At 60.5% G+C, this 12,894-nt stretch carries 12 protein-coding genes; 9 read left to right on the forward strand and 3 right to left on the reverse strand.

Annotated elements, in window-relative coordinates:
* Both rlmKL and ACNKID_RS00880 read right to left on the reverse strand, forming a co-directional pair.
* On the reverse strand, positions 1–2,169 hold a 2,169-nt coding region (gene rlmKL, locus ACNKID_RS00875), incomplete at its 3' end, for a bifunctional 23S rRNA (guanine(2069)-N(7))-methyltransferase RlmK/23S rRNA (guanine(2445)-N(2))-methyltransferase RlmL (RefSeq protein ID WP_417911543.1).
* Positions 2,170–2,269: 100 nt separating this feature from the next.
* Positions 2,270–4,324 (reverse strand): response regulator, encoded by a 2,055-nt coding sequence (locus ACNKID_RS00880; protein WP_417911544.1) that lies wholly within the window; start codon positions 4,322–4,324, stop codon positions 2,270–2,272.
* 195 nt (positions 4,325–4,519) lie between these two features.
* Here ACNKID_RS00880 and ACNKID_RS00885 point away from each other — a divergent pair, with 195 nt between their 5' ends.
* From ACNKID_RS00885 to ACNKID_RS00905, 5 genes are all read left to right on the forward strand, one after another.
* Positions 4,520–5,287 carry a response regulator transcription factor gene (locus ACNKID_RS00885; RefSeq protein WP_417911545.1) on the forward strand — a complete coding sequence of 256 codons (768 nt, stop codon included), beginning with the start codon at positions 4,520–4,522 and terminating at the stop codon, positions 5,285–5,287.
* Positions 5,284–6,456 carry a response regulator gene (locus tag ACNKID_RS00890; protein WP_417911546.1) on the forward strand — a complete coding sequence of 391 codons (1,173 nt, stop codon included), beginning with the start codon at positions 5,284–5,286 and terminating at the stop codon, positions 6,454–6,456. The genes ACNKID_RS00885 and ACNKID_RS00890 overlap by 4 nt, the downstream gene beginning before the upstream one ends.
* 126 nt (positions 6,457–6,582) lie before the next feature.
* Positions 6,583–7,146, forward strand: a complete 564-nt coding sequence (locus ACNKID_RS00895; RefSeq protein WP_417911547.1) for a roadblock/LC7 domain-containing protein — start codon at positions 6,583–6,585, stop codon at positions 7,144–7,146.
* An 18-nt stretch (positions 7,147–7,164) separates the two neighbouring features.
* Positions 7,165–7,554: a two-CW domain-containing protein gene (locus tag ACNKID_RS00900; protein ID WP_417911548.1), complete on the forward strand. Its 390-nt coding sequence runs from the start codon at positions 7,165–7,167 to the stop codon at positions 7,552–7,554.
* Positions 7,520–7,900 carry a response regulator gene (locus ACNKID_RS00905; protein WP_417911549.1) on the forward strand — a complete coding sequence of 127 codons (381 nt, stop codon included), beginning with the start codon at positions 7,520–7,522 and terminating at the stop codon, positions 7,898–7,900. The genes ACNKID_RS00900 and ACNKID_RS00905 overlap by 35 nt, the downstream gene beginning before the upstream one ends.
* Here ACNKID_RS00905 and ACNKID_RS00910 read toward each other — a convergent pair whose 3' ends face one another.
* A complete protein-coding gene (locus tag ACNKID_RS00910) occupies positions 7,901–9,373 on the reverse strand; it encodes a two-component system sensor histidine kinase NtrB (RefSeq protein ID WP_417911550.1) in 1,473 nt (490 codons plus the stop codon).
* 239 nt (positions 9,374–9,612) lie between these two features.
* On the opposite strand from ACNKID_RS00910, the gene ACNKID_RS00915 reads away from it, so the two are divergent.
* The 4 genes from ACNKID_RS00915 to ACNKID_RS00930 all read left to right on the forward strand — a co-directional run.
* Complete coding sequence (locus ACNKID_RS00915) at positions 9,613–10,050, forward strand: FixH family protein (protein WP_417911551.1); 438 nt, start codon at positions 9,613–9,615, stop codon at positions 10,048–10,050.
* 11 nt (positions 10,051–10,061) lie between these two features.
* Positions 10,062–11,039 (forward strand): hypothetical protein, encoded by a 978-nt coding sequence (locus tag ACNKID_RS00920; protein ID WP_417911552.1) that lies wholly within the window; start codon positions 10,062–10,064, stop codon positions 11,037–11,039.
* A 317-nt stretch (positions 11,040–11,356) separates the two neighbouring features.
* Entirely contained in the window at positions 11,357–12,004 is a 648-nt protein-coding gene (locus ACNKID_RS00925; RefSeq protein ID WP_417911553.1) for a hypothetical protein, read from the forward strand.
* A gap of 6 nt (positions 12,005–12,010) precedes the next feature.
* Positions 12,011–12,894: ABC transporter permease (locus ACNKID_RS00930; RefSeq protein WP_417911554.1), on the forward strand; the 884-nt coding region annotated here is incomplete at its 3' end.

Raw genomic sequence — 12,894 nt, forward strand, 5'->3', positions numbered from 1 at the left:
CCGGAACTGCCAGCAGCGGTGCGGCCTGCTACCGCTGAAGTCGTGCGGCACGGTGCTCTCAGTCAGCTCGCGCACGTCGAACTCAGTCTCCAGCTGCTCGTCGAGCTTGAACTTCCTGAAATTGGTGGAGAAGATCAGCGTGCCGCCCGCCGGACTGAGCCGCCGCATGGCCAGCCGCAGCAGCTCCGGGTGATCCTTCTGCACGTCAAAGACCAGCCCCTTGTGCTTGGAATTGGCGAAGGTGGGCGGGTCAACAAAGATCAGGCCGTAGCGTTCCTTGCAGGTGTGCAGCCAGCTCATGCAGTCGGCCTCGGCAAACTGATGCAGCACGCCGCCATAGCCATTGAGCGAGAGATTGGCTTCGGCGCGGGCAAGGTATTTCTCTGACAGATCAACCGTCGTGGTCGAGGACGCGCCGCCTGCTGCCGCATAGACCGTGGCCGAGCCGGTGTAGGCGAAGAGATTGAGGAAGCTCCGGCCTTGCGCCAGTTCAGCGAGCATGGCCCTGGTCTTGCGGTGATCAAGGAAGAGGCCGGTGTCCAAGTAGTCGGTGAAATTGACAAGGAAGCGGCAGCCGCCTTCGCGCACCTCATGGAGCTTGCCGATCTCGCCTGTCTTTTGATACTGCTCCGCGCCGCGCTGCCGCGCCCGGCTCTTGATGAATATCTGCGAGTGCGGCAGGTTGAGGACGTGGCGGATGACCTGGAGGGCCTGCTGCCAGCGTTCCTCAGCCTTTTCCGCCGGCACGCTGGCTGGCGCGGCGTACTCCTGCACATGCGCCCAGCGTTCGTAGAGGTCAATGGCGATGTTGAATTCCGGGATGTCCGCGTCATAAACGCGGAAACAGCTGATGCCCTGCTCCTTGGCCCAAGGCAGGAGGCTGAGGCAGTTCTTGCGCAGGCGGTTGCTGAAATCCTGCGCAGGCAGCTCCGGGTCGGTCTCGTTCAGCCCCCAGACGTGCGGCTCCGGCTGTCTGTCCTCCTCCGGCGCACCGGCAGTGAGCAGGCGGCACTTGAGCGGGCCGTTGTGCAGCCGGTGCCGCTCCTCCCACGAAAGACCGAGCATGTCGGCCAGATCGGTGTTGGCGGTGAAGAATCCCAGCCGCCAGCCCGTGAAGCTCTCGCGGAAGATGCGGCCAAGGCAGCGGTAGAGGTATTTCACTGCCTCGCGCTCGGACAGCCGTTCGCCGTAGGGCGGGTTGACCAGCAGCAGACCGCTGGCGGTCGGCGGATGCAGCTCGGCAAGCTGCCGCTGCCTGACTGTGATTCGGTCGGTCAGTCCGGCCTTGGCGATGTTCTTGCGGGCGGCGGCCACGGCTCTGGGGTCGGCATCATAGCCGATCAGATGCGGCCAGTCGCTGTCCGCCAGCGCGTCCTCGCGCTCAATCGCCTCTGCAATGAGCTTCTCCCAGAGCTTCGGCTGGTGACCGATCCATTTGGTGAAGCCGAAACGCTCGCGCAGCAGGCCGGGCGCGGAGTCGCCGAGTATCAGAGCCGCCTCGATCAGCAGGGTGCCGGAGCCGCACATGGGATCAAGGATGCAGCTCTCCGGGTCCATGCCAGGCCGCACTCCGGCCAGCCAGGCGATGGCTGCGGCCAAGCTCTCCTTGAGCGGAGCCTCGCCGCCGTCCTCGCGATAGCCGCGCCGGTGCAGGCTCTCGCCGGACAAGTCCAGAGCCAGCGCAGCTGCTGTGCCGTCCACGTGCAGGTTGATGCGGATGTCAGGCTCCTGCGTGTCCACGTCAGGCCGCTTGCCGGTCTGGCGGCGGAAGGTGTCGGCAACTGCATCCTTGACCTTGAGGGCGGCGTACTGACTGTGATTGAGCTTGGCATCAGCGGCCAAGGTGCAGCTCACGGCAAAGGTGTTCTTGGTGCTGAAATGTCTGCCCCAGTCAACCGACATGGCCCCGGTGTAGAGGGCCTCCGGGCTGGCGGCCTCAAATGCGGCGATTTGCAGCAGGACGCGCGAGGCGAAGCGCGACCAGAGGCAGGCCCGGTAGGCGGACTCCAGCGTCCCGGCCTGCCAGCGCACCGCGCCGGGCGCGGTCTCGGCCTTGTCCCCGCCGAAGGAGATGATTTCCTCCTTGACCAGCTCCTCCAGTCCGGCGGCGCAGGTGGCGGTGAAATAAAAGGGTTCCTTGGTCTTTGGGCGGGAGCGGACAGCGGTCATGAAGGGCCTGCGGCTGGGGTTGGACAGAATTTGTGATGAAAGCCGAGGCGAAAGATATACGAAGCCGCTCCTTTTTTCCAAGCAAAAAAGCAAGGGCCGTCTATTTGCCCGCTGTCTCCTCCAGCAGCGGAGCCTCCGGCAGAGTGATCACTACCCAAGCTCCTTCGCCCTCCTTGCCGTCCATTGTCACTGTGCCGTTCATGGCTGTGAGCATCTTTTTGACCAAGGTCAGGCCCAGCCCGGTGCCGTTGATCCGGGTGGTGAAAAAGGGCGTGAAGAGCTGCCGCCGCACTTTCGCGGAGATGCCGCAGCCGTTATCGGCGAAGCGGAGCTGGACGCAGCGGGGCTTACTGCGGGCTAGGGATATGGAGATGAGCGGGTTGGCCCGCTTTTTCAAAGAATTGACCGAGTTAGTCAGCAGATTGAGCAGGATCTGATGCAGGGCGCGCTCATCAGCGATGCAATGCAATGCGCCTTCAGTGGCCAGCTCCAGCCGGATGCCCTTCTCACGCAGGTCATGCTCATGCAGCCGTTTGAATTTCTGGATAAAGGCGGTGAGATCCATCGGCGCAGGCCGCTGCCCTTCCATAAGGTTGAAATTCTTCAGGGCGCAGAGCAGATATTCCATCCGGCTGATCTCACCCATTGAGCGGTCGAGGAACTCACGGATTTTTTCCCGACTGAGGGTGTCCATCTGCCGCCGCAGCACGCTGAGGGCCATTTTCAGGGAGTTGAGCGGATTTGCCAGCTCGTGCCGCACACCGGAAAAGACAAAGCCGACATTCTCCATCAGATTGGCCGCCTCGGCTATGGCTTCCAGCCGTTTTTTTTCGGTCTGATCACGGCGGATGACGCAGAAGCTGCTCACCTGGCCCTGACTGTCCTTCACTGGAACCACCGCCGCCGACTCCTCGTACAGACAGCCGTCTTTGTGGCGACTGCGCAGCTCGCCGTGCCATTGCCCCTGCCGAACGGCGGCAGCCAGAGTCTCCTCCCAGTCAGGCAGCCCGGCCTCACCGAACGGCAGCTCGTTTAGCTTTCGGCCTGTCAGCTCTTCTGGCTGCCATCCGGTCACTGATTGACAGGCAGGATTAGCGTAGGAAATTACACCCTGCGAATCAGTCATCAGCACGCAGTCGGCGAATTCTTTAATCGCTGCCGCCAGCCTGCGCCGTTCCTCCGACTCCTGCCCTCGTTGCAAGGCGGTGCCGATGACATCGGCGGAAATCATCATCGCCCGCACCAACGAAGCGTCCCAAGAACGTCTAGCCAAGCTACAGTCAAAACCGAGGCAGCCCCGCACAGCCTGACCCATCTGCACCGGCAGGATCAGGCAGGTGCGAATCTTATTCTTTTCCATTTCCTCCAGCACTGCCGAGGGCAGCGCACTGTCCACCCCGATCAGCGGCCTGCCTGCCTTCAGCGCATCCGCAGGCTGCCGCCAGCCTGCGAGGAGATCAATGCTGGCACAGATGGGTCGGCAGTCGGGCCTTGACCAAGAATAATCTTGCTGCTGTTCCGTCTTTGCAGCGAAAATGCGAAGATAGACATGCTCGCAATTGACTGCGCCGGCCAGATAGCTGAGAACTTCGCCGATCACATCCTGCCAGCATTGGTGCTGAAGAAAAGTTTTAGCCACATAGTTGACCGCGCAAAGTATCTGATCCCGTTGCAGAAGGGTGCGCCGTACCTGCTCCTGAATGATGAGGGACTCCTTCAGCCGCTCGTTGCTCAGGGCCAGTTCGCGGGCCTGCCGCTCCAGCTTCGCGGTGGCCGCCTTGCTGTCGAGGACATTCCGCACCCGGAGGCAGAGCCGCTCGCGGCTGACCGGCTTGCGGAGAAAATCCGCCGCGCCCGCGCCGAAGCAGCAGGACTCGCTCTCGTCCTGCTCCTCGCCGGTGAGAAAGATGACCGGGATGGCACCGGTCGTCGCGTCGGCCTTCAGCTTTCTGCACAGCTCGATGCCGGAAATGTCGGGCAGGTTGATGTCGAGCAGAATCAGATCGGGACGCTCCTCTTTGGCTAGGCAGAGGCCGGTTCTGCCGTCGGCGGCCTTCAGCACTTTGTATCTCTCCTGCTCCAGCACATGGTGCAGAAGACCTAAGACCGCAGGCTCGTCGTCAACCGCAAGGATGCGGGCCGCTTCGGTGTTCATCGCGCATGTCCTGTGAATTTTGTTGCCGCCGCAGTGAGATTTCTGTTTATTTCAGAAAGGCTTGTTGCTAACATGAAGTGCGCAGCGCCTCCTTCCTCCACAAGCTTGGCGGGAGGGCATTCCAAGCGGAGAACGGTTTTCGCGCCGACGACGCGCTGCGGAGACGCGATGCCACATCATGGGAGCCAGTGCGCCATGCCGACCACAGCTCAGCTTGATCTCAGTATAACCGCCGCCGCCTGCAAAGACAATCTTCAGCCTGCGCTGAAACAGGTCTTGATAGTTGATGATGATCAGCATCTGCTGCACTCCATCCAAGCAGGACTGGAAAACAATTCCAGCTTGCGGGTGCGGACAGCAGCGGACGGTAAGGAAGTCTTGGATATCATCGACAGCGGCGGCCTTGATCTGGTGATGATTGACCTCAACATGCCGGACATGGACGGTCTCCAGCTGCTTGCCGCTCTCAGCGATTTTAGCATCATGACCGGCTTCGGCTCGCCGATGCTGCGGCAGGCTGGTGCGCCCAGTGTGTTGGAAAAGCCGCTGGAGCGGGAAATCAGCAAGGCTCTGACAGGTGGAGCAAGCTGCTGCCGTCTGCCGTTGGAAATTTTCCTCCAGTTGGTGGGGATGGAGCATAAAACCATCCACATCAAGGTCTTCAGGCCGGACGGACGCGGCGGCAGCCTCTTCTTCCGCGCAGGCTTGCTTATCGACGCGGAGTTGGACGGCCTGACCGGCGACAGCGCGATGCTGACCATGCTGGAATGGCAGGACTTCACGTTGAGCTTAAAAGAATACAGTCCGCTTTTTCCTGAACTGCGGATCAACTCCGCCTTGGCTTATTTTCTGCTACAGACTTCTTGCCGCCTTGACCAGCACCGCCACAGTCAAGCCTGTCTGAATCGGGCGAGGAAGGAACTGCGCCGCCGCCAAAGGCGCGATAATGCCGAGCACTCATGAAACTGCTGCTGATAGTGGATGACGAGCCGGAGCTGCTGCTGAGCATCAAGTCCGGCTTCGAACACAACGGACGATTCCGCATCCTGACGGCGGAGAACGGCAGGGATGCGCTGGAACTGCTTGACCGGAACAAGGTGGATTTGGTGGTGACGGACCTGCGGATGCCGGTTATGGACGGCATAGAGCTGCTCTCAGTGATGAGCGAGTCTTTCCCGGAAGTGCCGCACATTGTTATGACCGCCTTCGGCACCCCGCTGATTGAAAAGCAGCTCAAACGCGCCGGAGCCATAGAGGTGCTGGAGAAGCCTCTGGACATAGAGGCTCTGGAGCAGGCGGTCAGCAGAGCCTTGGATGTTCACGAGGGGCAGAGCCGCAGCCTTTCCGGTCTTGCCCTCAGCAGCTTCCTCCAGTTGGTGGCAATGGAGGAGAAGACTGTGCACATCAAGGTGTTTCACCCGTCCGGCAGGAACGGCAGCCTCTTCTTCCGGCAAGGTGAGCTGATCGACGCGGAGGCGGATCAGCTGGTCGGCGATGAGGCGGCCTTGGAAATGCTGTCTTGGGAGAACGCCAGAGTGAGCATGAAGGAGTTTCCTTCGCCTGCCCCGGGCACGAGGATGCAGTCCGAGCTGCTGCCGCTGCTTTTCACTGCGGCCAAGCGTGAGGAGGAGCATGGCAGCGAAGATTTCAGCAATCCGCTGGAGGCGGCCCGGCTGGAGCTGTCCCGGCTGGAGGGTGTGCGCAACAACAATCAGCAGACGACGCGGCAGACCGATTTGACAACCACTCTGACAGGAGGAACAATGGGCTTGAAAGACCTGCTCAAAAAAATGGCGGATGACTTGGACGGCGTGCTGGCGATTCAAGTGACCGGAATGGACGGCATCACCTTGGCCCTGCACAACCCCAGCGGCACCGACGTGGAGGCATTTTCCGCCAAATTCGCCATGGTGATGAAGCTGGTGGAGAAATCGGCGGAGTCGCTCAAGGGGTTGGGCGAGCTGGAGGAAAATTTGGTGCAGACCAAAAACGCGTGGGTGCTGACCCGCTTCATCACTCCTCAGCACTACCTCGGCATAGCTGTCAGCCGGGAGGGCACCCTCGGCAACGTACGCCTGATCAGCCTGCGTTACATCGAGCACATACGCAAGCTTCTGGCCAAGCCGGAGTAAACTGTGGCGGGCGGCGGAGCCGCCCCTTCCCGGCAGGTTTCAGACATCCTGCTTTTCCCTCCGTTCTTTTTCTGCTAAGATGTCTTTATAGCGGCATCCCCTTTGTCCTCATGCAAGGAGCGGCCTATGGATGTGCAGAAAAAACTGGCCCGGCTGGCCGAGATCGACGGTTTTCTCGGCGCGGCTCTCTTTTCCGCCGAAGGCCGCCTGCTGGCCAAATGCGAGCCATTTGACATTGACCTGAAACTGGTCGCCACTCTTGCCAACACCGTGCTGGTCAACTCTCAGAAAGCCTCTGTCGACATGGGCTTTGGCCGCAGCCAGTTCACCTACTTTCACACAGAAAAGGCGATGGTGCTGCTCCGCTGCCTGAACGAGGGTAGAAATCCGCTGCGAGCCGAGCAGGGCAAATGCCACATCCATTTGGTGCTGCTGGTGGAGAATCCGGAGAGCCTCGGCATCGCCAAGCTGGAGATCAACAGGGTGATCGAATCGTTGGCCGAGGATTTCCGCCTGCCGCAGACGGCCCCGCCGCCTGCGGTTATCAGAAGGAAAACACCAAAAAAGACGACCGCACTGCCGACCCCGCCCAAGCGGCAGCATCTGCGTGACGTGGCGGCATCTTTGAGCAACGAACAAGTCGACGCGCTCTTCGACGGCCTGCTGACGCAGCCAGCTGAGCCGCTCTGAACGATGATGGGGGCGGGCATGACCAAGCGGAACTGCTGGGAGGTGAAACGGTGCGGACGGCAGCCAGGCGGCACAAACGCGCAGCGGGACGGCATCTGTCCCGCTTCCACCCTAACAGCGGTGGACGGCACCAACGGCGGCACCAACGGCGGGCGGGCCTGCTGGGCCTTGACTGGCACCATGTCCGGCTCGGCGGAAAAAGTTCAAGGCATCTTTGCTCGAGACACAACTACCTGCTACGCCTGCAAATTCTACGAGCAGGTGATGATGGAGGAGCTGGAGAATTTCGAAGGCACGGTGCAGATCATGCGCAGGTTGCGGGAAAGAATCAACCAAGCGGCCAATTTCCCCTTCACAGTCAAGGACAGGAGCAATGGAGCAGAAAAAAAAGTGTGTTCTGGCGGTTGACGACACGCCCAGCTATCTCATGCTGCTGAACATGATTCTACAGAAGATCTATGCGGTCAAGGCCGCGCCAAAGGGTGAGACCGCCCTCAAAATAGTGCGGCAGGATCCAGCGGCAGTAGATTTGATCCTGCTCGACATCATGATGGACGGCATGGACGGCTTCACGGTCTGCCGCGAGCTGAAGACTGATCCATTCACGGCGCACATTCCGGTCATTTTCATTTCCGGCAGGGAGGATGAGGCAGACCGCAAGCAAGGCTTGGCCTTGGGCGCGGCTGATTTCATCGTCAAACCCTTTGCCGCCGACACCGTGCTGACCACTGTGGCCCGGCATCTGCCGGACTGATCAGGCCGCGCCCATCAGGCTCACCGCAAAGGTTGTCCCCTCCCCTTCTCGACTTTTGACACTGATCGTTCCGCCATGTTTTTCAATGATGTTCTTGGTGATTGACAGGCCGAGGCCGGTTCCCCGGTTTTTGTCAGTATAGAACGGGGTGAAGATGTGGCTCAGTTTCTCCTCCGACATGCCGCAGCCGGTGTCCTCCACCTCCAGCGCAGCCCCTCCGCCAGACAACAGCCTAGTGCGGACAGTGAGCGTTCCTCTCCCCTTCTCCGTCATCGCGTGCACGGCATTGAAAACTATGTTCAGCAGGGCTTGGTACATCTGCTCGCTGTCTATCATCAGTTCAGGCAAGGCGGTGTCCAGCTCCAAGACCGGCTGAATCTGCTTGGCCGTGAACTCCGCCTCCATAAAGACCGCCATTCGCTCGGCAAGACTGTTGAGCGAGGCAGGAGCCAAGTTTGGCTCTTTGGGCCGGGCGAAATCAAGGAATTCCCGGACAATACCGTCCAGTCTGGTGGTCTCCTGCACGATGATCGCGGCCAGATGCTCATTGCCAGGCGCGACCTTGCCGATCCGCTTGGCGATGATCTCCGCTGTGGAGCGGACAATGCCGAGCGGGTTCTTGATCTCATGCGAGACAGAGGCGATCATCTTGCCTAGGGTGGCCAGCCTCTTTGACTCATGCAGCTGCTTCTCCAGCTCCCGCCTCTCCTCGGCCCGCGCCTCCATAATCCGGTCAGCCCGGAGGACTATGGCACTGAGGACGGCGAAGAGGATGCCCATCACCGCCAGCGAGACGATGATGATCTTGAATTGCAGGGAGATCAACGCCTCCAAGTCTGCCGAGAGATCCTGCGTCACCGCCACCACGCCCATGATCTCTCCCTGCCCGCCTTGCCGGAAGGGCACATAGGTTTGCAGCAGGCAGGAAACAGGCTGCCCGCCGGGCAGCATCAGATTGAGCATGGAGCCGCTGGAGAAGAGCACAGTGGAGCTTTCGCCGCCCAGAGCCTTCTGATATTCAATCCCGCCCGCGCCTGCTTTGCCCTTCAGGCTGGAGTCGGTGGAGTAAGAGATTCTGTTCTCTTTGGAGTCAAAGATCGTCACCGACTTGATGTTCATGCCGCGCGTGATGTCCGTGATGATCAGATCCAGCTGACTGTACTGGACCGGATCGGACAGGGCTATGCGTCCGTAGCGGACAAAGGTGGGCAAGACGAAGAGATAGAAAACCTGCCGGTTGAGGCTTTCAGCGAACATCCGCGAGTAGATCTCGCTCCGCTCCAGCATGGTTTCACGGGCGTTCCGGGAGAAGCTCCACGTCAGCACCAGCGAGGCGATCAGGATGACTGCCAGCGAGGTGAAGGAGAAGTATTTGACCAAGGCGAAGGGCTGCTGGCCGCCAAGATCGTCCTGACCTGCGCTGCCGCCTTGCGGTCTTTTCTTGGTGAAGTTGGACAAATGAGGGAGTTTCATCTCTGCCGGAGAAGATCATGAGGCGGAAGGACGGAGGCCCGGCAGCAGCCGTGCCCCTGTCTGTTTTCATCGGGCCATTGTACTGCATTTTGCACAAAGAGGCAGGAAAATCATCCCTGCCTGCGTCTCCTGCGTCCGCAAATGCCTTGACAGCTCACCCTCTCCCCGCATAAGCTACGGCATGCTTCTTTCTGTGAGAGCCGTCTCACATCTTTCACCAATGCAAGGAGATATCCGCCATGCCAGCCCTTTGCCGCCGCCTGTTCCAGCTTGTCCTTCTCACTGCCTTTGTCCTTGCCGCCGCCCTGCCTGTCCGGGCGGAGGAGCCTAAGTACGAGCCGTTGCCTGGGGAAGGCAAGACCTGCAAGATCGGCTCCTCCGACTACTCCTTTGTCTACAAGTTCGACAAGAAGCCGCAGCTCGGCGTTTCGATCCTCAAGCTGCAAGTCACGGACAAGGCCGGCGGGCAGGTCACTGCCCTGAAGATCACCGGAGATTCCGGCATGCCCTCCATGCGCGGCCATCATGACTCCGGCCCGGTGGAGTTCAAGCTGAACAAGAAGGGAGACTACCTCCTGCCTGTGGACGTGGTCATGCCCGGCGGCTGGGATGTCCGGCTGGAGTTCAGCAAGGACGGCCAGGTGATCTACCGGGGCAGCATCAACTTTGACGTGTGAGGTGCGCAACCATGCGAGTCCTTGCCGCCGTACTTGTCGCAGCCGCTCTTCCTGCCTCGGCCTTCGCCTCCAGCCGCCTGCTCTATCTGGAAGCCCAGGGCGTGGCCGGATACTCTGACCAAGAAGACAGCCTCATCTGGCATTCCGAAAGCGCGGAGGACGTGATGCAGAAGTCCTCGGTCGGCTTTGACTTCATCCAGCGGCTCTCCGGAGAGACCGGCGATTTCGGCCTGCTCGCTGTGCAGGCGCGGCTGGCCTATGACCCGGACGCTGAGGACGAGATCGAGCCGCAGCTCTACAACGCCTATTACAAGCACAAAGCAGGCTGGGCGGACATCTGGGCCGGACACAGCCGCCCAGCCTTCGGCCTGTCTTCTGTGCTGGACAGCCACGCCCTGCTGCTGCCCACGCTGGCCATGCACGGCTTCGGCTTTGACCGCGACTGGGGCTTGGGCGCGAGCCGCGACTTCGCCTGGGGCAACCTCAGCGCGTCGCTCACCACCGGCAGCGGCATGCCGCTCCGCTTTGAGGGCAACTATCTCGCCTCGCTGCGGGCCGCGAAGGGCATCCTCTCGCAGGACAACTGGGAGCTGGGCTTCTCTGTCGGCGCGGGCGAGACCCTGCACACCATGGGCTACGAGGTCATGCACGAGGAGCCGCAGCCCTTTGCCATGGCGGGCGCGGACTTCACCTATCTCTGGGACAACTATGAGGCCCGCTTTGAGGCGATGGGCGGCACCAACCGGGATGAGGACGCTTACGCCCTCTTCGCCCGCCTCGGCATGAATCTTTTGGACGAAGGCCGCCTAAAGCTGGAGGCGCAGCCCGAATACAGCAAGATCGGCGAGCATGAAGGCTTCCGTTTCTCCGCCGGGCCAGCCTGGCAGCTCAGTGACACGCTCACCCTGCGGGCCATGGGCCGTTATGACGAGCACGACGACGAGCTGCGGGCGGTGCTTCAGGTCTATTATTACAGCAAGGTGCTGTAGGATCAGCTGCTCCTGCGGCAGGATATCAGGTTGAGCACGCAGGCTTGCTCACATCGAGCCCGCATGCGTGCTGCCATTGAGCGCGCATGCGGCCTGACAGGGAGCACGCACGCTTGCTCAGCCTGAGCGCGCATGCGTGCTGGGCGGCAGCAGAATCCGGTTGACAAGACCGCCGCGCCATCTTACTCTAACAACAGACCGCAGCAGCCCGCCCCGCCTTTCCATCCGTTCCTTTGCAAAGGAGAACACCATGCCAACTGCACTCATTCAATGGCAGCTCATTACCTCCCCTTTCCCTCTTCCGCACACTGTCTGCCATGTTTAAATCACTTGTCATCCTGCTCATGCTCTTTTGTCTCACACCGGCGGGCCGGGTTCAGGCCGCTGTGGGCTGCGACCTCAACGACCCGGACAGGGACGTGAAACGGCTCTTCCCTGAATCCACCGGCTACAAGACCAGCTACGTGTCGATTGACCAGAAAGGCGGCGACGAGCTGCTGAAGGAGATCGAGAAGCGGCTGGGCGACTCCTTCCAAGGCTTGTACGAGACCGCCGACGTGCCCTACACCATCTATGAAATATTCCGGGACACCGAGAAGATCGGCCACATCCACGGCGTGAACCAGAAGGGCAAGCACGGCGGCATTCAGGTCTTTCTTGTGCTTGATATGGAAGCCAAGATCAAGGCGTTCTACTTCCAAAAGCTCACCTCCAGAGCGGCCAAGCAGCTGCGCGAGCCGTCTTTCGCCAAGCAGTTCGAGGGCCTCAGTCTGCCGGACTTCTACCCCTACGACGTGAAGGCGGGCAAGAGCGTGCCGCCGGGCAAGGTGGATCAGATCAAGAATCCTGTGCCAGAGGCTGAAGAGGACTTCCGGGCCGCGCTGCGGGGCACCAAGAAGAACCTGATCCTCATGGATGAGTTCGTCTACGGCAACAAGCATCTAACCCATTTTAAAGCCAAGTGAGATGCCATGCTCAATATCTACACTGTCTGCTATAAGAACCTGCTGCGCAAGAAACTCCGCAGCAGCCTGACCATCATCGGCGTGGGGCTGTCGGCCTGGGTTTTGGCTAGTCTGATGGGCTTCAACAAGGGCTACGAAGCCTCGCTCAACCGCGACATTGACAACATGGGCTTTCAGGTGGTGCTGACCGCCAAAGGCTGTCCCTACGAGGCCGCCACCCTGATGCTCAAAGGCGGCACCAGCCTGCGTTACATGAAAGAGGAGGTCATGCAGACCGTGGCCGCCAACCCTGAGGTGGAGGCCATGACCCCCATGCTCATGCAGGCGGTGTTCGACCCCAACAAGGGCGAGGAAGGGGGCATGTCCGCCTATCTTGGCGTTGACCCGGCCAGCTACCCAAAGATGAAGACCTACTTGGAGTTCAAGCAGGGCGGCTGGTTCAAGAACCCGGAAGCCTATGAGGCCGTGCTCGGCTATGAGGCCGCCGAGCTGGAGCAGCGCGAGGTGGGCGACATGCTGCTGATACCTGAGAAGGAAGTCGAGCTGAAGGTGGTTGGCATCCTCAAGCGCACCGGCACGCAGGATGACGGCACCATCTTTATCCCGGTCAAGGCGGTGCAGAAGATATTCGGTCGCAGCGGCGAGCTGACCGGCCTGGGCATCAAAGTGAAAAAGGAGGCCAACATCGGCCAGCTGGAGCAGAAGCTCTACGAGCTGCCGGACGTGCAGGTGGTCTCGCTCGCGCAGGTCAAGCAGACCATCATGAACCTGGTCTCCACCGCGAAAGTGATGGTGCTCTCCATCGCCATCATCGCGGTGCTGATCGCCATGGTCGGGGTGATCAACACCATCCTCATGTCTGTGTTCGAGCGCTATCAGGAGATCGGCAT

This window comes from Candidatus Electronema sp. TJ (assembly GCF_048287355.1).
Lineage (GTDB): Bacteria > Desulfobacterota > Desulfobulbia > Desulfobulbales > Desulfobulbaceae > Electronema.

Bases quoted from the DNA above. Each gene is read 5' to 3' on its own strand.
- ACNKID_RS00880 (WP_417911544.1), bottom strand. From the start codon at position 4,324: ATGAACACCGAAGCGGCCCGCATCCTTGCGGTTGACGACGAGCCTGCG.
- ACNKID_RS00885 (WP_417911545.1), top strand. From the start codon at position 4,520: ATGCCGACCACAGCTCAGCTTGATCTCAGTATAACCGCCGCCGCCTGC.
- ACNKID_RS00890 (WP_417911546.1), top strand. From the start codon at position 5,284: ATGAAACTGCTGCTGATAGTGGATGACGAGCCGGAGCTGCTGCTGAGC.
- ACNKID_RS00895 (WP_417911547.1), top strand. From the start codon at position 6,583: ATGGATGTGCAGAAAAAACTGGCCCGGCTGGCCGAGATCGACGGTTTT.
- ACNKID_RS00900 (WP_417911548.1), top strand. From the start codon at position 7,165: ATGACCAAGCGGAACTGCTGGGAGGTGAAACGGTGCGGACGGCAGCCA.
- ACNKID_RS00905 (WP_417911549.1), top strand. From the start codon at position 7,520: ATGGAGCAGAAAAAAAAGTGTGTTCTGGCGGTTGACGACACGCCCAGC.
- ACNKID_RS00910 (WP_417911550.1), bottom strand. From the start codon at position 9,373: ATGAAACTCCCTCATTTGTCCAACTTCACCAAGAAAAGACCGCAAGGC.
- ACNKID_RS00915 (WP_417911551.1), top strand. From the start codon at position 9,613: ATGCCAGCCCTTTGCCGCCGCCTGTTCCAGCTTGTCCTTCTCACTGCC.
- ACNKID_RS00920 (WP_417911552.1), top strand. From the start codon at position 10,062: ATGCGAGTCCTTGCCGCCGTACTTGTCGCAGCCGCTCTTCCTGCCTCG.
- ACNKID_RS00925 (WP_417911553.1), top strand. From the start codon at position 11,357: ATGTTTAAATCACTTGTCATCCTGCTCATGCTCTTTTGTCTCACACCG.